A 19893-nucleotide genomic window follows, 5' to 3' on the forward strand; every position below is an offset into this window, starting at 1 on the left:
ATGTTTATTCACCTTCATAACCGGGCGGCACAGGTGCGGCGTCCGGCAGGACTGTATTGTTATCACCCAGCATGATGTGATCCAGAATCTGGCGCATAACGGTGCCGACCGCCGGACCGGCGCCCCCGTTTTCCAGGATAATGGTCACTGCGACCCGAGGCTTATCAAAAGGTGCAAACGCGGTCATCAGTTTATGGTCGCGTAATCGTTCAGCAATCCTGTGCGCGTTATAGGTTTCGTTCTCTTTCAGGCCAAAGACCTGCGCCGTACCGGACTTTGCGGCGATTTTATAGGGCGCATCAGCAAAACTCTTATGTGCGGTTCCGTTGGGCCGGTTTGCCACGCCATACATGCCATCTTTGGCGATTTCCCAGAAGCCGGAGTGAATGTCGCCGATCGGGGCTTCAGGCGGCTGGCGATAGGGCACCAGAGTGCGGCCTTCGCGGGTGGCCCGCAGGATATGCGGCACTTTGACCACGCCATCGTTGATCAGGATCATCATCGCTTTGTTCATCTGCAGCGGTGTGGCTGTCCAGTAACCCTGGCCGATGCCCACCGGAATGGTGTCACCCTGATACCATGGCTTTTTGAAACGTCTCATCTTCCAGTCGCGTGTCGGCATGTTACCGGCACTCTCCTGCGGCAAATCGATGCCGGTCCGGCTGCCATAACCGAATTTATTCATCCACTCCGACAGACGGTCGATGCCCATGTCATAGGCGACCTGATAAAAGAAGGTATCGGCAGACTCTTCGAGCGCCTTGGTCACGTTCAGACGACCGTGGCCCCATTTTTTCCAGTCGCGGAACCGTTTTTCAGAGCCCGGCAACTGCCACCAGCCGGGATCGAACAGACTGGTATTACGGTTAATGACGCCTGCGCTCATGGCGGAGACGGCGACATAGGGTTTTACCGTCGAGGCGGGTGGGTAGGCGGCCTGAATCGCGCGGTTATAGAGCGGACGGTTTTCATCTTCCAGCAGGCCGCGGTAATCCTTACTGGAGATACCGTCGACAAATAAATTAGCATCATAGCTGGGCGTGGACACCATCGCGAGGATTTCACCGGTGCGCGGATCGCTGACGACTACGGCCGCGCGACTGCCCGCCAGCAGCGTTTCAATATATTGCTGCAGTTTCAGGTCGATCGTCAGATAGATGTCGCGGCCAGCCTGCGGCGACTCCTCATGCAGCTGACGGATCACACGCCCACGGTTATTGACCTCCACCTCTTCAAAACCGGTTTTTCCGTGCAGCAAATCCTCGTAATAGGCTTCAATCCCGAGCTTGCCAATATCATGGGTGTCGGCATAGTTGGCGAGCTTGCCCTCTTTGTCGAGGCGGGCCACATCGCGGTCATTGATCTTAGAGACGTAGCCGACCACATGGGTCAGCGTCGCGCCGTAAGGGTAGTAGCGGCGCTGATAGCCTCTGACTTCCACGCCGGGGAAACGGTACTGATTGACCGCAAAACGCGCCACCTGAACCTCATTCAGGCCCGACTTTATCGGAATTGACGTAAAGCGGGGCGCACGCTTGCGCTCTTTCTGGAAATTCTCGAGGTCATCATCCGTCAGCTCCAGAATCGGCCGCAGATTTTGCAGCGTCTCCTGCAGGTTATCGACTTTCTGCGGAACCAGCTCGGCCCGATAAATGGTGCGGTTCAGCGCCAGCGGCGTGCCGGTACGATCGTAAATAATGCCGCGACTGGGGGCGACAGGCACCAGTTTGATCCGGTTCTGATTGGAGCGGGTGCTGTAATCCTCAAAGCGAAGGATCTGCAGATGATAGAGGTTAACGACCAGGATTGAAGAGAGCAGTAAGATGCCGACAAAGGCGATAAATGCCCGACGGACAAAGAGTTTCTGTTCGGCGCTGTAATCGCGAAAGGCGTTGCTTTGTAATTTCATCCGCTACTTGTCATGTCTGAAGTGGGCTGATCGGTCATTCACGATGATAAGGATGATTTGTCGTGACACTCCAGGCGCGATAGAGACTTTCCGCGACCAGCACGCGCACCAGCGGATGGGGCAACGTCAATGCTGACAGGGACCAGCTCTGTTCTGCTGCTGCTTTACAGGCAGGGGCCAGGCCTTCAGGCCCGCCAATCAGCAGGCTGACATCGCGACCATCCAGCTTCCAGCGTTCAAGCTGCTGTGCCAGCTGCGGGGTTTCCCACGGATGTCCGGGAATATCCAGCGTCACGATGCGATTGCCTTTGCCGACCGCTGCTAACATCGCGTCGCCCTCTTTTTCAAGAATGCGTCTGATGTCGGCATTTTTGCCGCGTTTACCCGCGGTCACTTCAGTCAGCTCAAGCGGCATATCTTTCGGGAAGCGGCGCAGATACTCCATGAAACCGGTTTGCACCCAGTCGGGCATTTTCGTGCCGACGGCAACAAGTTGCAGTTTCACCGATTAGCTCCAGAGTTTTTCCAGCTCATACAGCTGGCGACTCTCTTCCTGCATCACATGCACGATCACATCACCGAGATCAACCACGACCCAGTCTGCTGCGCTTTTGCCTTCGATGCCCAGTGGCATCAGGCCCGCTAAACGGGATTCCTGCTCAACGTGTTCTGCGATAGAGGTCACATGACGCGTCGAGGTCCCGGTGCAGATGATCATGAAGTCGGTGATGCTGGATTTGCCCTGAACGTCGATGGTGACAATGTCCTGGCCTTTGAGATCATCAATCTTATCAATAACGAACTCTTGGAGTGCTTTACCTTGCAAAAGGTTCCCCTTGAAATCTGGTAGTAACGAGCCGGCTGTAAGCCCGGAGAGTGCAGCCAAAAAATTAAGCGGCGTAGTATAGCATGCCTGGATCAGTCGCGATATAAGCCTTCGCGGTCGATATAATCGATAACCGACGCCGGCAGCAGATCGCCACAGGGCTGGTTCTGATGGCGGCGACGGCGAATTTCGGTCGCCGAAATGTCATAGAGCGGGGTGTCCGCCAGCCAGATATGGCCCGCGGGTTGTTCATGCAGCTGCCGGATATCGCGGGTGACATGGCGGCCGAGCCAGTGCTGCATCTCCGGCGTGTCGAACCGGGTCGGGTAGCCGGGGCGCTGGCAGACCAGCAGGTGGCAGAGCGACAGCAGATCCTGCCAGCGATGCCATTTTGCCAGGCTGAGCAGCGAATCCTGACCGATGATAAACCCCAATGGCTGCTGCGCACCGCGCTCCGCGCGCCAGCTCTCTAACGTCGTTACCGTCCAGGAGGGGGTATCACGCTGCAGCTCGCGGGTGTCGACGTCAAACAGGGGTAAATCGCGGATAGCGCAGCGCAGCATCGCCACTCGCTGAGCCGCCGTCGCTTCCGGCTGCGGACGATGCGGCGGCACATTATTGGGCAGCAGCGTCACACGCTGCAAGCCGGTTTGCTGCGCCAGCGACTCGACCGGGCGCAGATGGCCAAAATGGATAGGATCGAAGGTGCCGCCAAACAGCGCGTGTAACTCAGACATGCGCAAAGCTCGTCGGAAAAGCACGACTGCTGAGCAGTAGCGTCAGCGTCTGTAGCTGCGGCCACACCGACTGGCCGTAATCCTGCTTCAGGGTGATTTCAATCTGACTCAGCAGATGGATAGCGCGTTGCAGACGCGCACTGTCCAGGCGTTGCAGGGCTTCCGTGAACAGGGGGCGGCGATTCTGCCAGATACGCTGCTGATCCATCAGCGTGCGCAGCGGCTGTTCATGCTGATGGCGTTGCAGATGCAGCAGCGTCAGCAGATCGCGCTGCAGTGTGCGCAGCAGAATGACAACTTCGCTTTCCTCTTTCTCCAGCTGGTGCAGGATATGCAGAGCGCGACGGCTTTTGCCGGCCAGCAGCGCATCGGCCCAGTGAAACGGTGTGAAGTGTGCCGCATCGCTGACCGCCTCTTCAACCCGGGGCAGGGTCAGTTTACCATCGGGCCATTGCAGCGAGAGACGCTCCAGCGCCTGGGCCAGGGCCAGCAGATTACCTTCATAGCAGTAACAGAGCAGCTGAATAGCCGCATCATCGACCGAGAGTTTCTGCGCCTTAGCCCGATTGGCGACCCAGCGAGGCAGCTGCGCCTGTTCCGGTGTCTGGCAGGGCACCAGTACAGCGGAGACGGATAACGCTTTAAACCAGGCGCTGTTCTCCTGCGCTTTGGTGAGTTTCGGCATCCGGCAGATCAGCAGAATATCGGCGTGCAGCAGTTGAGCGAGCTTAACCAGCTGCTCGGCCATCGCGGCGTTGGGGCCATTATCGGGAAACTGCAGCGTCAGGGTCTGACGCTGGGCAAACAGACTCAGCGACTGGCAGCTGACGAACAGGCTCTCCCAGTCGGTCTGGGCATCCAGAGTAAAGCTGAAATGCTCTTCAAATCCCTGCGCGGTAGCGGCGCTGCGGATGGCATCTGAACTTTCCTGCAACAGCAGCGGTTCATTGCCCGCTAACAAATAACAGGCGCGCAGCCCCTCACGGAGCTGCGCGCTGAGTTGCTCAGGATAAATCCTGATCATTGCAGGCTGGTAGCTGAAGACGAAGATGCTTCCTGCGAGCGCTGACCCGGCACCGGAATCACGCTTGCCGGTAAGGTCGCTTTGCTGTTCATCTGCGCAGCATGCACGGTCAGAAGCTTACGCACCAGCTGCTCAGCAGCGCGCTGACGCATTTCCTGCATAATCAGCTCCTGCTCAGCATCTTTTGCCAGCGCCGCATTCGGGTTATCGAAGAACGAACGATAGACCGTGGTGCTGATGGGGTAGAGGCCTTTACCTGGCAGCAGAACCTGCGCCGTCAGCGTCATAACCATCTGATATTCAGCAGAGGTGCCGCTGATAAAGACCGAGGCCGTGTTACGCCCCTGCGCTTCAGGGCCCAGACGCAGCGTCGGAATATCGATACGATTCTGCTTGCTGTCCTCAACAATGGTGACATTGTTGATACGCAGCTGCTGACGCACCGTGCGCGCCAGCGGGCCATAAGGATCGCCGGATGAAACAATCAGCGTTTTCAGTTCGCTGGGCACCTGCGTGGTGCCGCGCGGATGAAAACCACAGCCAGCGGTGATCACCACCGCCAGCATGACAAACAGCCTGATAATCGGATGTCGCACAGTTCCTCCTGAACTTAACCTACGACAAGGTTAAGCAGTTTGCCCGGTACATAAATGACTTTACGAATAGTCACGCCGTCCAGATATTTCGCCACCAGATGCTCCTGCGCAGCGCGTGCCTGAACCTGTTCCTGAGTGGCATCGGCAGGTACGGTAATCTTGCCGCGCACTTTACCGTTAACCTGCACCACGACCAGCAGTGAATCTTCAACCATAGCGGCTTCATCCGCAACCGGCCAGCTCGCGTCGTCGATGGTGCCTTCACCACCCAGCGTCTGCCACAGCACATAGCTGGCATGCGGGGTAAATGGATAGAGCAGACGCACAACGGCCAGCAACGCTTCCTGCATCAGGGCGCGATCCTGCTCGCTCTCCTGCGGGGCACGGGTCAGCTTGTTCATCAGTTCCATAATCGCCGCAATCGCGGTATTGAAAGTCTGACGACGGCCAATGTCATCCGCGACTTTGGCGATGGTTTTGTGCAGGTCGCGACGCAGCGATTTCTGCTCATCGTTCAGGCTGTTGATATCCAGCGCCACGGTCGCACCCTGCTGGGTGTGTTCGTAGATCAGCTTCCAGACACGTTTCAGGAAGCGGTTCGCCCCTTCCACGCCCGACTCCTGCCACTCCAGCGTCATATCTGCCGGTGACGCAAACATCATAAACAGACGCACAGTGTCTGCGCCGTAACGCTCAACCATCAGCTGCGGGTCGATGCCGTTGTTTTTCGACTTCGACATTTTGCTCATGCCTGCGTAAACCACGTCGCGGCCCTGGTTGTCGGTCGCTTTTACAATGCGGCCTTTCTCGTCACGCTCGACCTCAACGTCAACCGGTGAGACCCAGTTGCGTTCGCCGTTGGCTCCCGCGTAGTAGAAGGCATCAGCCAGTACCATGCCCTGACACAGCAGACGTTTAGCCGGCTCGTTTGAGTTCACCAGGCCTGCGTCACGCAGCAGCTTGTGGAAGAAGCGGAAGTACATCAGGTGCATGATGGCGTGTTCGATCCCGCCGACATACTGATCGACCGGCAGCCAGTAGTTGGCCGCAGCCGGATCCAGCATGCCATCCTTGTAGCTGGCGCAGGTGTAGCGCGCGTAGTACCAGGAGGACTCCATAAAGGTGTCGAAGGTGTCCGTTTCACGCAGAGCAGGCTGCCCGTTGACCGTGGTCTTGGCCCACTCCGGGTCCGCTTTAATCGGACTGGTAATGCCATCCATCACCACATCTTCCGGCAGGATCACCGGCAGCTGATCGTCCGGCGCTGGCATCACGGTGCCATCTTCCAGTGTCACCATCGGGATAGGCGCGCCCCAGTAACGCTGACGGGAAACGCCCCAGTCGCGCAGGCGATAGTTAACTTTGCGTACACCCACGCCTTTGGCTGCCAGAGCGTCGGCGATAGCGTTGAAACCTGCTGTGTGGTCCAGTCCGTTGAACTCACCGGAGTTGAACAGTGCGCCTTTGTCGGTCATCGCCGCGGTGCTGACGTCAGGGATAGAGCCATCCAGGTTGAGGACGACCGGCTTAATCGGCAGATCATATTTTGTCGCAAACTCCCAGTCGCGCTGGTCGTGCGCCGGAACGGCCATCACCGCACCCGTGCCATACTCCATCAGTACAAAGTTGGCCACCCAGACCGGAAGCTGTTCGCCGGTCAGCGGATGCGTTACCGCCAGGCCGGTGGCCATGCCTTTCTTCTCCATGGTGGCCATATCGGCTTCGGCCACTTTGGTATTGCGGCATTCAGCAATAAAGTCAGCCAGCGCAGGGTTGTTCACCGATGCCTGGGTCGCCAGCGGGTGACCGGCAGCTACGGCCACATAGGTCGCACCGATAAAAGTGTCCGGACGGGTGGTATAGACAGTGACCTGCTCTTCGCTGTGGGCGACGTCGAAGGTGATCTCGACGCCTTCGGAGCGGCCGATCCAGTTACGCTGCATGGTTTTAACCTGTTCAGGCCACTCTTCCAGCGTATCCAGATCGTTCAGCAGCTCTTCCGCGTAATCGGTGATTTTGATAAACCACTGTGGGATCTCTTTGCGTTCAACTTTGCTGTCGCAGCGCCAGCAGCAGCCATCGATGACCTGCTCGTTCGCCAGTACCGTCTGATCGTTCGGGCACCAGTTCACGGCGGAGGTTTTTTTATAGACCAGGCCTTTTTCATAGAGTCTGGCAAAGAACCACTGCTCCCAGCGATAGTACTCTGGCTGGCAGGTCGCCAGTTCACGACTCCAGTCATAGCCAAAGCCCAGCAGTTTGAGCTGGTTCTTCATGTAGGCGATGTTGTCGTAGGTCCATGGCGCCGGCGCAGTGTTGTTTTTAACCGCCGCGCCCTCGGCAGGCAGGCCAAATGCATCCCAGCCAATAGGCTGAAGTACGTTTTTGCCGAGCATGCGCTGATAACGCGCGATTACGTCGCCGATAGTGTAGTTACGAACGTGACCCATGTGCAGGCGGCCAGAAGGATAGGGCAGCATGGAGAGGCAGTAATACTTCTCTTTCCCTTCCTGCTCAGTCACTTTAAACGTTTCGTTTTCATCCCAGTGCTGCTGCACACGGGATTCAATTTCTTCCGGGCGGTATTGCTCTTGCATGGCTGCCTGTGGTCCTTTGTGAATAACATTTTTCTGGCTCTAAGATCCGCATAGCATACCCATAAGGCCGCATCTCAACAACACTTCCCACTTTGGCTGCGACGATTTCTGCGGAAAGCGTCAGCGCTCTCACTCTTTTGTAATTCACTGTACAGACGACGCGGCAACCGCCGCATTGCGACTAAACTTACTTCAGCGAGGGTCTGCATAAAGGAGAATAAAATGAATAACGTGGCTCAGGAGTATCGCGAGTCGTTGGCCGTGTTGACCGAACGTCTTCGTCAGGGCGACCGTAACCTTGATGAGCTGATTGCCGAACGGCGACGCCAGCTGCTGGCGCGTGAAGCGTTAACAGAAGAGGAAATTGATCAGGCGCTGCGTTCCGTACGCCGTGACCTGGGGGAGTTTGCACGCAGTTATAGCGATGTCGAAGAGCCGGTGGCGGATTCGCTGTTTATGCGTATTGTCCGCGAAAGCGTCTGGAAAGAGCTGGCGGATATTACCGATAAAAGTCAGCTGGAGTGGCGCGAGGTTTTTCAGGATTTGCATCACCACGGCGTTTATCAGAGTGGCGAGGTAGTCGGGCTGGGCAATCTGGTGTGCGAAAAGTGCCAGTTTACCCGCGCTATCTACACGCCAGAAACCCTGTCACGCTGTCCGGAGTGCGGCCACGATCAGTTCCAGCGTCAGCCGTTTGAACCCTGACAGGATTGGGTGAACGAAAAGAAGCGGGTCACATCGTGTGACCCGCCTGTTACCTGGATTAGTGCAGGATTTTAGCGAGGAACTCTTTCGCGCGGTCAGACTGCGGGTGATTAAAGAAGTCATCCTTGTTGGTGTCTTCGATAATTTTCCCCTCGTCCATGAAAATGACGCGGTTAGCCACTTTGCGGGCGAAGCCCATCTCATGTGTTACCACCATCATCGTCATGCCTTCCTGTGCGAGCTCAACCATGACATCCAGCACTTCATTGATCATCTCCGGATCCAGTGCTGAAGTCGGCTCATCGAACAGCATCGCGATGGGATCCATACAGAGCGCACGCGCAATCGCTACACGCTGCTGCTGACCGCCTGAAAGCTGTCCAGGAAACTTCTCCGCATGCGCCGCCAGACCTACGCGCTTCAGCAGTTTCAGCCCTTTATCACGCGCGGCCGCCTTATCGCGCTTCAGCACTTTTACCTGCGCCAGCACCAGATTATTGATAATGCTTAGATGCGGGAACAGCTCGAAGTGCTGGAAAACCATGCCAACCTGGCTGCGAAGCTGCGCCAGATTGGTTTTTTTATTGTTCACCTCGGTGCCGTTGACGGCAATCACACCCTGCTGAATCGGCTCAAGGCCGTTCACCGTTTTAATCAGCGTTGACTTACCGGAACCAGACGGTCCGCATACCACCACCACTTCACCGGTTTTGACCTCGGTTGAGCAGTCGGTCAGCACCTGAAAGTGACCATACCACTTAGAAACGTTTTTCAGGCTAATCATTTAAACCGTCCTTTTTCTTTTGAGATAGCTGACCAGCAACGAGGCACTCAGGCTGATAACGAAGTAGACCAGACCGGCAAACAGAACCATTTCAACCTGGGTTCCGTCGCGCTCACCGATAGTCGACGCGGTGCGGAAGAAGTCGGCCAGGCTTAAGACATAGACCAGTGAGGTATCCTGGAACAGAACGATACCCTGAGTCAGTAACAGTGGAACCATGGCGCGGAACGCCTGCGGCAGAATGATCAGTCGCATCGACTGCCAGGGCGTCATGCCCAGCGCCAGCGCCGCGTTACCCTGTCCACGCGAGATACTGATGATGCCCGCACGGATAATTTCCGAGTAGTAGGCGGCTTCAAACAGCGAGAAAGCGACCATAGCGGAAATCAGGCGGATATCAGTCTTCGGCGACAGCCCCAGCACCTGCTGCAGAAAGCTCGGCACCACCAGATAGAACCACAGCAGCACCATCACCAGCGGTACCGAGCGGAACAGGTTGACATAAATTTTAGCGAACCAGCTGACGGGCTTGATGCTCGACAGACGCATCACCGCCAGCAGGGTGCCCCACAGAATGCCGAATACCACGGCGGTAAGGGTGATCTTAAAGGTGATCACCAGGCCGTTAAGCAGATAGGGCATGCTGGGTGCAATGGAACTCCAGTCAAACTCGTACATCACTTGCCTCCCGCATTGCCTGGCAGCCGGACTTTGCGTTCGACCAGACTCATTAAGAACATAATCACCAGGTTGATGGCGATATAGGCCAGCGTTATGGCAGTAAAGGACTCATAAGCGTGAGCAGAGTAGTCGAGCAGTTTGCCCGCCTGCGCCGCCATATCGACCAGACCAATGGTGGAGGCGATCGCGGAGTTCTTCACCAGGTTGAGCATCTCCGACGTCATCGGCGGCACAATCACGCGATAGGCATTCGGCAGCAGCACATAGCGATAGGTCTGTGGCAGGGTTAAGCCCATCGCCAGCCCGGCATTCTTCTGACCCGCAGGCAGTGACTGAATGGCTGCGCGCACCTGCTCGCAGACGCGGGCAGCGGTAAACAGACCCAGGCAGATCATTGAGGAGAGGAAGAACTGAATATTGGGGTCCAGCTCAGACTTAAACCACATGCCCAGCTTTTCGCCCACCAGCTCGGGCGCGACCAGATACCAGAAGAAGAACTGGACGATCAGCGGGATGTTACGAAACAGTTCCACATAGCAGGTGCCAATGGTGGAAAGCAGGCGATTTGGCACCGTGCGAAGAATGCCAAAAAATGAACCTACGCAGAAGGCGATAATCCAGGCACAGCAGGAGACCGCAATCGTCACCTGAAAACCGGACCACAGCCAGCCAAGGTAGGTCGTATTACCGAACGGGGCCTGTTCGAGGAAAATGCCCCAGTTCCAATCGATACCCATAACGAGCTCCGGAAAAAAAGGGTAGCTAAGCTACCCTGAAGATTGATGAACGGCGTTTTATTACCTGATTCAGGGGAACGACCCGAATCAGTCTGTCTGTCCATGCCGTGGTTTCAGCAATCGAGAGGGCAGCCAGGCCACCCTTGTTATACCCGTTGTCTTTCAGGCTGCGTCTGGCCGGGTTCACTCATCCGACGCAATGACCTGGGTCACGCGTCGGGATTCATGCGCCGGCCTGCAGGCAATCTGAAATCCATTGAGTATTTTTTTTGTTAATTCAGTGCCTTGTCATTTGGCGTTTTGAACAGGGCTTTCATGTCGTCAGACAGTTCAAAGTTCATGTTCAGGTTCTTAGGCGGAATCGGCTGCTTAAACCAGGTATCGAACCATTTTTCAGCCTGGCCGGAAGTCTGCGCTTTAGCGATAGTTTCATCTACCAGCGTTTTAAACTGTGGATCGTCTTTACGCAGCATGCAGCCATAAGCTTCTTTCGACTGTGGCGTACCCACGATCTCCCAGTTGTCCGGCTTTTTGGCTTTGGCGCGTTCGCCGGCCAGCAGGGCATCATCCATCATAAAGGCCACGGCACGACCGGTTTCCAGCGTACGGAATGAGTCACCGTGGTCTTTTGCGCTGATAATGCGCATATCCATTTTCTGCTCATCATTCAGTTTGTGCAGCAGCACTTCAGACGTGGTGCCGGACGTCACGACCACAGTTTTGCCTTTCAGATCAGCGAAATCTTTGATCGGGCCCCCTTTCTTCACCAGCAGACGGGTGCCGATGACAAAGATGGTGTCAGAGAAGGCGGCCTGTTTCTGGCGCTCGAGGTTATTCGTTGTCGAACCACACTCAAAATCGTAGGTGCCGTTTTGCAGCAGCGGAATACGGTTCTGCGAGGTAATCGGGATCATCTTGACCTGCAGGTCAGGCTTATTCAGCTTCGCTTTGATGGCGTCCACGATCGCGTTGGAGTAAGCCTGCGAATAGCCGACGACTTTTTGCTGGTTGTCATAATAAGAGAAGGGAACTGATGATTCGCGATGCCCGACCACAATGACACCATTGTCATTGATCTTCTTCAGAGTGCCGCTGAGATCTTCCGCCTGGGCCGCTCCCGCCGCTGCGCCGATCAGCAGAAGAGATAATGCCACTTTGCGTAGTTGCATGTTCCAACTCCTTAGTATGGAAAAGGCACAGGTTATAACCTGCGCTGATTATGATGTTGTGTCTGTTTTGCTGCACTTCTGCTCATAGCGCGGTTTTAATCGCCGCAGATGAGGTATTAACATAACGGATTGTTAACGCAATGAAACAAAAAAGTTTCTTTTTTGCGAGGTCATTCGCACCAAAAAAAGGCATTTTTCTCTTACTGCCCGTTAAGGGTGCAGCAGATATGACTGTATTGGTGCAACCGGTCAGGCGTCAGTGCCTGCCATCCGCCGTATAGCGAAAAACAGTGAAATATTTAGCAATCATCGTGCCAGAAAGCGATGCAGCCCGGAAAAGACAGCAGAGTCTGCGGTCGGAAAAGCAGGATATATCGGGAAGTAAAAAAGCGGTGCCTCACAAACAGGTAAGCCCGGTAGGGATGAATCTGGCTGCAGGGCCGGGGGTTGAACGCGCAGCAGAGTCCCGCACGCGCATAGGAGGGTTACGCCCTCGGTTGGCGTCACCTTGCGGGTCAGCACGTCGCGGGTGAACTGCGGCAGGCATCCCCTCGGTATCGCCCTGCGCGTTAACCACAGCCGTTACGCCGTTGCTGGTGCTGATGCTGCGCAGGGGGCACGGGCAGAGAGGAAAAGTGCTTCGTGCTATGGACAACAGCGGCGGACGCGTTTTTGAACACCGCAACGCATTGGTCCGGCAGCGGGCGCACCTCAGAGATAAGAAGCGTAATGCGCGGGAAAGGTTTGCCAGGGATAAGAAGCGTAATGCGCCGGACAGGTATGTCAGGGATAGCCGTTATTACCTTTTCCGCGCTGATGAGATGGGCTTCGCCGGCTGCATTGCACAGCCGGCTTCGAATCTGACCCGTTAGCGGCGCCTGCGCAGCAGGGCAACCAGCGCCGCCAGCAGCGTCAGTGACCATACCGGCCAGAGTCCCGCGCGCGCATAGGGGGTTACGCCTTCGGTTGGCGTAACCTTACGGGTCAGCACGTCGCGGGTGAACTGTGGCAGCATTGCCTCAGTATCGCCCTGCGCGTTGACTACCGCGGTTACACCGTTGTTGGTGCTGCGTAATAGCGGACGACCCAGTTCCAGCGCCCGCATTCTTGCCATCTGGTAGTGCTGCCACGGGCCGATTGAATGACCAAACCAGGCATCGTTTGAGACGGTCAGCAGGAAGCTGGTGTCAGGCCGGAAGTTAGCCCGGACCTGTTCACCCAGTACGATCTCATAACAGATAGCGCTGGTCAGGTTATAGCCTGCAACGCGAAGCTGTGGCTGAAGATAGTTACCCCGACTGAAGGCGGACATCGGCAGATCAAAGAACGGGGCTAGCGGACGCAGCAGATCGGCCAGCGGCACAAATTCGCCAAATGGCACCAGATGGTTTTTCTGGTAACGATTGTCGCTGAAGTAGTTATAAGGCGTCTTACTGCCCAGCACGATAACGGTGTTGTAATCGTGATAACGGTTCTGCTCCAGCCGGGAATCGACAATACCCGTGACCAGCGAACTGCCGCCCGCGCGCAGGTCGTCATCCAGCGAACGCAGAAACGGCTGCTGATTGCTCTCCAGATCGGTAATTGCCGACTCTGGCCAGATGATCATTGGCGCTTTGCCAATCAGTGGCTGGCTCAGACCCGTATAAATCTGCAGAGTATTGCGCAGCTGCTGCGGGTCCCACTTCATCGATTGCGGGATATTGCCCTGCACCAGCGCCACCTCGACAGCACGTCCGGGTAGCGGCTGAACCCACTGGATGTAGCGTAACGGCCACGGCAGCGCCAGCAGCAGCAGCGCGGCGACCAGACTTCTGAGGTTGCGCTGCTGCAGGGCATACGCCAGCAGGCCCGCGACCACCATCAGCAGAAACGTCAGGGTCTCTACCCCCGCCAGCGGCGCGAGGCCTTTTAGCGGACCGTCGATCTGACTGTAACCAAACTGCAGCCACGGAAAGCCGGTCAGCACCCAGCCGCGCAGGAACTCGGTGATCTGCCACAGTGCCGGTGCCGCCAGCGCCAGACGCCACAGCGTCGTGCGCGGCCACAGGCGGTTCAGGATGCCGGCAAACAGCGCCGGATAGAGGGACAGATAGGCCGCCAGCAGCGCCACGATAAAGACATTAACCGGCCCGGGCATGCCGCCGAAGGTGGCGACACTGACATAGACCCAGTTGATGCCGGTGCCGAACAGTCCCACGCCCCAGAAAAAGCCGATGGCCGTGGCCTGCGGACTGGAACGGTTCAGGGTCAGCAGCTGCAACCCGCACAGCGAAAGCAGGGCGGCGGGCCAGAAATCATAGGGGGAGAAGGCAAGGGTGCCTGCGGCACCCGTTAATACAGCCAGCAGCAGGCGAACCCGCTGGCGCAGGTAGAGTGAGGCTAAAGCCATAGACTTATTCGTCTTCCAGTTGAGGTTGTGGCGAATTTTCCGGAATAGTCACGTGCACCTGGATGATACGGCGGCTGTCCGCCATCGCCACCTTGAACTGGTACCCCTCAATCTCGATGTTTTCACCGCGAGCGGGCAGATGGCCGAAGCCCTGCATCACCAGACCACCAATGGTGTCGACCTCATCATCACTGAACTGCGTGCCGAACACCTCATTGAAATCTTCAATGGCGGTCAGGGCGCGCACTGTGAAGGTGTGGCGGTTGAGCTGGCGGATATCACGATCTTCTTCATCGTCATACTCATCTTCGATTTCACCGACAATCAGCTCCAGGATGTCTTCGATGGTCACCAGACCGGAGACACCGCCAAACTCATCAATCACGATTGCCATGTGGTAACGCTGTGAACGAAACTCTTTCAGCATCCGATCAACACGCTTACTTTCCGGCACCACGACGGCGGGACGCAGCACTTTTTCAATGCTGAAAGGCTCAGACTCGCTGCTCATAAACGGCAGCAGATCTTTTGCCATCAGAATCCCTTCCACATGATCTTTATCTTCACTGATCACTGGGAAGCGGGAGTGAGCGGAGTCGATAATGACCTCCAGGCACTCTTCGAGATTCTGATTCCGTTTCAGGGTAATCATCTGCGAGCGCGGGATCATGATGTCACGCACACGCTGCTCCGCAATATCCAGTACCCCTTCGAGCATATCGCGGGTGTCCTGGTCAATCAGCTCTTTATGATTTGAGTCGCGGATCAGCTCCAGTAGCTCATCACGGTTTTTGGGTTCACCGTGAAAAAGCTGGTTAATCAACAGGGAAAAAAATCCCTTTTTACTACTGGGTGCATCGCTGTTTTGAGAATGGTCGTCGCTCATGGCGGTTTTTAAAGATCTCTCTGGTGAGGAAAGGGGGCTGTCAGTCACCGGGACCGACAGCCGGATGGCCTGTGTTCAGTACTCAGGCGTCGTCTTTCTCCGAAATGTACGGATCAGGATAACCGAGAGCAAGCATTATCTCGGTCTCCAGGCCTTCCATCTCGTCGGCTTCGTCGTCGTCGATATGGTCGTAACCCAGCAGATGCAGCGTGCCGTGTACCACCATGTGCGCCCAGTGGGCTTCGACGTGCTTACCCTGTTCGGCAGCTTCCTGCTCCACGACCTGTCGGCAGATGATCAGGTCGCCCAGCAGAGGCAGCTCAACCCCGGGCGGTGCTTCAAACGGGAAAGAGAGGACGTTAGTCGGTTTATCTTTGCCACGGTAAGTCAGGTTCAGTTCATGGCTTTCCGCTTCATCCACCAGACGCACGGTTACTTCGCTTTCGGGCTGGAAAGGGGTGACAGCCGCGGTCAGCCAGCGGTGAAACTGGCTTTCATCTGGCAGGTCAGCGCTGTTTTCACAGGCGACCTGCAGGTCGAGAATGACCTCGCTCATTTGTTCTCCTGCGGGGCGCTCTGTGCCGCCAGCGCTTCGCGTTTACGTTCTTCGGCCTGCTGATCACGGCGGGTCTGATCGGCCGCTTCCCAGGCTTCATAGGCGTTGACTATGCGGGCAACGACCGGGTGACGCACCACGTCTTCACTATGGAAGAAGTTGAAGCTGATCTCTTCAACGTCCGCCAGCACCTCAATAGCGTGTCGCAGCCCCGATTTAACGTGACGCGGCAGGTCAATCTGGGTGACGTCGCCAGTGATGACCGCTTTGGAGTTAAAGCCAATACGCGTCAGGAACATCTTCATCTGCTCGATAGTGGTGTTCTGGCTCTCATCGAGGATGATGAACGCGTCGTTCAGCGTACGGCCGCGCATATAGGCCAGCGGCGCCACTTCAATAACGTTGCGCTCCATCAGCTTCTCGACCCGCTCGAAGCCCAGCATTTCAAACAGCGCATCGTAGAGCGGACGCAGATAGGGATCGACCTTCTGACTCAGATCGCCCGGCAGGAAGCCGAGCTTTTCGCCCGCCTCGACTGCAGGACGGGTCAGCAAAATACGGCGGATCTCCTGACGTTCCAGCGCGTCCACGGCCGCTGCAACCGCCAGATAGGTTTTACCGGTCCCCGCCGGGCCAACGCCGAAGGTAATGTCGTGGTCGAGCACATTCGCAATGTACTGAGCCTGATTCGGCGTGCGTGGCTTTATCACGCCGCGTTTGGTCTTAATGTTGACCGCTTTACCGTACTCCGGCACGCTCTCGGCGGTCTGCTCCAGCACACGGCTCTCTTTGATTGCCAGATGAATCTGGTCAGGCTCGATATCCGGGATTTCACCGCGCACAGGGGCAGTGTCGACATACAGGGTTTTCAGAATATCGGCTGCGGCATTGACGCTGAGCACACGTCCCACCAGCTTAAAGACATTGTCGCGACGGTTGATTTCAATACCCAGACGACGCTCAAGCTGTTTCACATTGTCGTCAAAAGGCCCGCACAGGCTCATCAGACGACGGTTATCAGCCGGTTCAAGGGCGATTTCACGAGTTTCGATATTCAAACGAATCCTTTGGGTCCCTCAGGGCCAGTTAGGGGATGAGTCTGACGCATCGCGGGTCTTAACCGGATGCACCATAACGAAATTATTTATGCCGTAACGCCGGGGCGCAAGCTTAAGGAGAGATATTTGGGCAACACGTCCGGAAACCAAGTGGTGCAGAGTGAAACTGGCGGCAACGCGATGCGCGCTGCCGCACAGTAAAGCCGGTATCACGGCTGGAAGAGGGCGACGCCGATGTCGTTTTCTTTGCGGGTACGGGCAATTACCGACGCCGGGCTCTGTGCCATGCGCAGTCCCATCTCCTCTTCGGTTCTGACCAGCCGGCCGCGCAGGGAGTTGGTGTAGACATCAACAATCTCCACATCCACAAAACGGCCGATCATCTCAGGCGAGCCTTCAAAGTTGACCACGCGGTTGTTTTCGGTGCGGCCGGAGACTTCCATAACGTTCTTGCGGGAGATGCCTTCCACCAGAATACGCTGCACGGTGCCGAGCATACGGCGACTGATCGCCTGCGCCTGCTGGTTGATTCGCTCCTGCAGGATCCACAGACGCTGCTTTTTCTCTTCTTCGCTGACATCATCCGGCAGGTCAGCGGCTGGCGTGCCGGGACGGGCCGAGTAAACAAAGCTGAAGCTGACGTCGAAATTAATCTCGCCGATAAGCTTCATGGTCTGCTCAAAATCCTGCTGGGTTTCACCCGGGAAACCGATGATGAAGTCGGAGCTGATCTCAATATCCGGCCGCGCCGCGCGCAGCTTGCGGATTATCGCCTTATACTCCAGCGCGGTATGTGCACGCTTCATCAGCGTCAGAATGCGGTCTGAACCACTCTGCACCGGCAGATGCAGGAAGCTCACCAGTTCCGGCGTATCACGATAAACATCAATAATGTCATCGGTGAACTCAATCGGGTGGCTGGTGGTGAAACGAATACGGTCGATACCGTCAATCGCGGCGACCAGACGCAGCAGTTCTGCGAAGGTACAGATCTCCCCATCAAAGGTGGCGCCGCGATAAGCGTTGACGTTCTGACCTAACAGGTTAACTTCGCGTACACCCTGCGCCGCCAGCTGCGCAATCTCCAGCAGAATATCGTCGCTGGGACGGCTCACCTCTTCGCCACGGGTGTAGGGCACCACGCAGAACGTACAATATTTGTTGCAGCCTTCCATGATTGATACGAAGGCGGTCGGGCCTTCCGCCCGTGGCTCCGGCAGACGGTCAAATTTTTCGATTTCCGGGAAGCTGATATCCACCACCGGGCTTTTGCTGCCACGCACGGTGTTGATCATTTCCGGCAGGCGGTGGAGAGTCTGTGGACCAAACACAATATCCACGCAGGGCGCACGCTGGCGGATGTGGTCGCCCTCCTGTGAGGCAACGCAGCCGCCTACACCGATAATCACATCCGGGTTACGCTCTTTCAGTTTTCGCCAGCGTCCCAGCAGGTGGAACACTTTTTCCTGCGCCTTCTCGCGAATAGAGCAGGTGTTGAGCAGCAGAATATCCGCCTCTTCAGGGACCTCGGTCAGCGTATAGCCGTGCGTACTGTTCAGCAGATCAGACATCTTGGATGAATCATATTCATTCATCTGACATCCCCAGGTTTTGATATGCAGTTTTTTTGTCATCGCGCTAGCCATTGATTCAGTGCAGTGAAGTGCGGGGCGCACATTGTAATGCTTTGATGCTGTGGTGACCAGCCCAAGGGCTTTTCTGCCAGCACTCGGGTTTTCCGGTACACTTTGCTTTATTCAGACCCGTATTGCGCTGGCGGTCGGGCTTAAGAGAGGGACATTAGCAATGCAGGATAATCAGTTTGATGTGGTGATTGTCGGCGGTGGCATGGTCGGTGCCGCGCTGGCCTGTGGACTGACACAGCAACATTTTCGCGTGGCAGTGGTTGAACGGGCCGAACCCGCCCCTTTCGATCCAGAGAGCGATGCCGATCTGCGAATTTCGGCGATTGGCTCGGCTTCGGTGGCGCTACTGAAGCAACTTAACATCTGGTCCCGGGTTGAGGCGATGCGCAGTGCGCCCTATCGCAAACTGGAAACCTGGGAGTGGCAGACGGCGCAGGTGAGTTTTGATGCAGCCTCGCTGGGACTGCCCGAGCTGGGCTTTATGGTGGAGAACAGTGTGCTCCAGCGGGCGCTATGGGAAGAGATGCAGTCGCTGGGCGTGACCTGCTACTGCCCGACTACGCTGGAAAACCTGCAGCCTGAAAATGGCGGCTGGCGGCTGGATCTCAGCGATAACGTGGTGCTGCATACCCGTCTGGTGGTCGGCGCCGATGGGGCAAACTCTCAGGTTCGCCAGATGGCCGGCATCGGCATTCATGGCTGGAGCTACGCGCAGTCCTGCCTGCTGATCAGCGTGACCTGCGAACACCCGGCAGGCGACGCCACCTGGCAGCACTTTACGCCTCAGGGGCCGCGCGCCTTTTTGCCGCTGTATGACAACCGGGCCTCGCTGGTCTGGTATGACGCGCCTGCCAGAGTCCGTCAGCTGCAGGCGATGCCGCTGGCCCAGCTGGAAAAAGAGATTGTCACGCATTTCCCGGCGCGGCTGGGGCGCTTCAAAGCGCATGCGGCGGGAGGCTTTCCACTGGTACGGCGGCATGCTTCACAGTATGTCCTGCCAGGCCTGGCGCTGGTCGGTGATGCGGCCCATACCATCAACCCGCTGGCCGGACAGGGCGTGAACCTGGGCTACCGTGATGTTGATGCCCTGATTGATGTGCTGGTCAGCGCACGCAGCAGGGCGGAGGACTGGGCCGCCGAACGGGTGCTGCAGCGCTATCACCGCCAGCGACGTAAAGACAATATGCTGATGCAGGGGGGAATGGATCTGTTTTACTTTGCCTTCAGTAACCAGCTTGCGCCGCTGCGGTTTGCGCGGAACCTCGGACTGATCGCGGCAGAACACTCTGGCGTGCTGAAACGGCAGGTATTGCGTTACGCGCTGGGATTGTAAGGCGGGCTCAGGCTCGCCGCAGGGCGGGCCTGAATCAGAGATCAGTTCTCAAAGGCACAAAAACAACAAAGCCCGCAAAAGCGGGCTATGTTGTGCAATTTGGCTGGGGTGCAGGGATTCGAACCCCGGAATGCTGGTATCAGAAACCAGTGCCTTACCGCTTGGCGACACCCCAATAGGTGTTAATCAAATTGTCTTTGTATGGCTGGGGTGCAGGGATTCGAACCCCGGAATGCTGGTATCAGAAACCAGTGCCT

The 19893-nt window shown here is 56.6% G+C and carries 18 protein-coding genes and 2 tRNA genes (1 of these 20 only partly in view); 2 read left to right on the forward strand and 18 right to left on the reverse strand.

Going from position 1 to position 19893, the window contains the following annotated elements; genetic code table 11:
* Window positions 1-4: 4 nt before the first annotated feature.
* The 7 genes from mrdA to leuS form a co-directional block, all read right to left on the reverse strand.
* Window positions 5-1909 carry a peptidoglycan DD-transpeptidase MrdA gene (mrdA, locus tag RT657_RS11330; protein WP_313654576.1) on the reverse strand — a complete coding sequence of 635 codons (1905 nt, stop codon included), beginning with the start codon at window positions 1907-1909 and terminating at the stop codon, window positions 5-7.
* Window positions 1910-1943: 34 nt separating this feature from the next.
* The gene (gene rlmH, locus RT657_RS11335) at window positions 1944-2414 is read right to left on the reverse strand and encodes a 23S rRNA (pseudouridine(1915)-N(3))-methyltransferase RlmH (RefSeq protein ID WP_313654578.1); all 471 of its coding nucleotides are present in this window, start codon (window positions 2412-2414) and stop codon (window positions 1944-1946) included.
* A gap of 3 nt (window positions 2415-2417) precedes the next feature.
* On the reverse strand, window positions 2418-2735 hold the full coding sequence (gene rsfS / locus RT657_RS11340; RefSeq protein ID WP_111139027.1) for a ribosome silencing factor: 318 nt from the start codon (window positions 2733-2735) through the stop codon (window positions 2418-2420).
* Window positions 2736-2827: 92 nt separating this feature from the next.
* Window positions 2828-3472, reverse strand: a complete 645-nt coding sequence (gene nadD, locus RT657_RS11345) for a nicotinate-nucleotide adenylyltransferase (protein WP_313654580.1) — start codon at window positions 3470-3472, stop codon at window positions 2828-2830.
* Window positions 3465-4496, reverse strand: coding sequence for a DNA polymerase III subunit delta (gene holA, locus RT657_RS11350; RefSeq protein ID WP_313654582.1), 1032 nt, complete (start codon window positions 4494-4496; stop codon window positions 3465-3467). The genes nadD and holA overlap by 8 nt, the downstream gene beginning before the upstream one ends.
* Window positions 4493-5092 (reverse strand): LPS assembly lipoprotein LptE, encoded by a 600-nt coding sequence (gene lptE, locus RT657_RS11355; RefSeq protein WP_313654583.1) that lies wholly within the window; start codon window positions 5090-5092, stop codon window positions 4493-4495. Before lptE ends, holA begins: the two co-directional genes overlap by 4 nt.
* Window positions 5093-5106: 14 nt before the next feature.
* Window positions 5107-7689 (reverse strand): leucine--tRNA ligase, encoded by a 2583-nt coding sequence (gene leuS / locus RT657_RS11360; RefSeq protein WP_313654584.1) that lies wholly within the window; start codon window positions 7687-7689, stop codon window positions 5107-5109.
* Between the two features lie 222 nt (window positions 7690-7911).
* Between leuS and RT657_RS11365 the strand changes: the two genes are divergently transcribed.
* The gene (locus RT657_RS11365; RefSeq protein WP_313654586.1) at window positions 7912-8394 is read left to right on the forward strand and encodes a zinc ribbon-containing protein; all 483 of its coding nucleotides are present in this window, start codon (window positions 7912-7914) and stop codon (window positions 8392-8394) included.
* A gap of 58 nt (window positions 8395-8452) precedes the next feature.
* Here RT657_RS11365 and RT657_RS11370 read toward each other — a convergent pair whose 3' ends face one another.
* The 9 genes from RT657_RS11370 to miaB form a co-directional block, all read right to left on the reverse strand.
* Window positions 8453-9178, reverse strand: coding sequence for an amino acid ABC transporter ATP-binding protein (locus RT657_RS11370; protein WP_313654588.1), 726 nt, complete (start codon window positions 9176-9178; stop codon window positions 8453-8455).
* A complete protein-coding gene (gltK, locus tag RT657_RS11375) occupies window positions 9179-9856 on the reverse strand; it encodes a glutamate/aspartate ABC transporter permease GltK (protein ID WP_313654589.1) in 678 nt (225 codons plus the stop codon). It lies immediately after the preceding gene.
* Window positions 9856-10596: an amino acid ABC transporter permease gene (locus RT657_RS11380; protein ID WP_313654590.1), complete on the reverse strand. Its 741-nt coding sequence runs from the start codon at window positions 10594-10596 to the stop codon at window positions 9856-9858. The genes gltK and RT657_RS11380 overlap by 1 nt, the downstream gene beginning before the upstream one ends.
* Before the next feature lie 272 nt (window positions 10597-10868).
* Window positions 10869-11765 (reverse strand): amino acid ABC transporter substrate-binding protein, encoded by an 897-nt coding sequence (locus tag RT657_RS11385; protein ID WP_313654591.1) that lies wholly within the window; start codon window positions 11763-11765, stop codon window positions 10869-10871.
* An 868-nt stretch (window positions 11766-12633) separates the two neighbouring features.
* Window positions 12634-14157, reverse strand: a complete 1524-nt coding sequence (lnt, locus tag RT657_RS11390) for an apolipoprotein N-acyltransferase (RefSeq protein ID WP_313654593.1) — start codon at window positions 14155-14157, stop codon at window positions 12634-12636.
* Between the two features lie 4 nt (window positions 14158-14161).
* Entirely contained in the window at window positions 14162-15043 is an 882-nt protein-coding gene (gene corC, locus RT657_RS11395; protein WP_313654594.1) for a CNNM family magnesium/cobalt transport protein CorC, read from the reverse strand.
* Window positions 15044-15125: 82 nt separating this feature from the next.
* Window positions 15126-15599 (reverse strand): rRNA maturation RNase YbeY, encoded by a 474-nt coding sequence (gene ybeY / locus RT657_RS11400; RefSeq protein WP_313654596.1) that lies wholly within the window; start codon window positions 15597-15599, stop codon window positions 15126-15128.
* Window positions 15596-16657, reverse strand: a complete 1062-nt coding sequence (locus RT657_RS11405) for a PhoH family protein (RefSeq protein WP_313654597.1) — start codon at window positions 16655-16657, stop codon at window positions 15596-15598. Before RT657_RS11405 ends, ybeY begins: the two co-directional genes overlap by 4 nt.
* Window positions 16658-16866: 209 nt before the next feature.
* The gene (gene miaB, locus RT657_RS11410; RefSeq protein WP_128085766.1) at window positions 16867-18291 is read right to left on the reverse strand and encodes a tRNA (N6-isopentenyl adenosine(37)-C2)-methylthiotransferase MiaB; all 1425 of its coding nucleotides are present in this window, start codon (window positions 18289-18291) and stop codon (window positions 16867-16869) included.
* Between the two features lie 172 nt (window positions 18292-18463).
* Here miaB and ubiF point away from each other — a divergent pair, with 172 nt between their 5' ends.
* Entirely contained in the window at window positions 18464-19636 is a 1173-nt protein-coding gene (gene ubiF, locus RT657_RS11415) for a 3-demethoxyubiquinol 3-hydroxylase (RefSeq protein WP_313654598.1), read from the forward strand.
* Window positions 19637-19736: 100 nt separating this feature from the next.
* Here ubiF and RT657_RS11420 read toward each other — a convergent pair.
* Window positions 19737-19811 (reverse strand) — tRNA-Gln (locus tag RT657_RS11420).
* A gap of 27 nt (window positions 19812-19838) precedes the next feature.
* Window positions 19839-19893: transfer RNA gene (locus RT657_RS11425), tRNA-Gln, on the reverse strand; it runs 120 nt beyond the window's last position.

Source organism: Pantoea sp., assembly GCF_032114055.1.
Lineage (GTDB): Bacteria > Pseudomonadota > Gammaproteobacteria > Enterobacterales > Enterobacteriaceae > Pantoea.